Below are 316 nucleotides of genomic sequence, written 5' to 3' on the forward strand. Positions count from 1 at the left end.
GCCCTGCATGGCCACGCTGCGCCCGCTGATCGCGTCGACGACCGTCACGTTGCCCGCCGCGCCGAGTTGCACGTCGCCCGCGCTATCCACCCGTGCGACCTGAAGCGTTTCGTCCGCACCGATATTCACGCCGTTGCCGGCATAGGTGACGTAGCCCTTCTTCTGCGTGACGTTGGTGCCCGCGAGCTTGACCGAGCCCTGGTTCGCCGTCACGTTCGCGTTCTGATTCAGGTTGCCCCTGGCAAGCGGGTTATTGGCCTGGATCGAGACGTCGCCCTTCGAAGCGGTGATCCACGAATTGATGTCGATGCCCGTG

Annotated in this window: 1 protein-coding gene; it reads right to left on the minus strand. The window is 64.6% G+C overall.

Annotated elements, in window-relative coordinates; genetic code table 11:
• On the minus strand, positions 1–316 hold a 316-nt coding region (locus U5775_RS39210), incomplete at both ends, for a hypothetical protein (protein WP_322063473.1).

Origin of the sequence: Paraburkholderia sp. J63, from assembly GCF_905220245.1 — a bacterium.
Classification (GTDB): domain Bacteria; phylum Pseudomonadota; class Gammaproteobacteria; order Burkholderiales; family Burkholderiaceae; genus Paraburkholderia.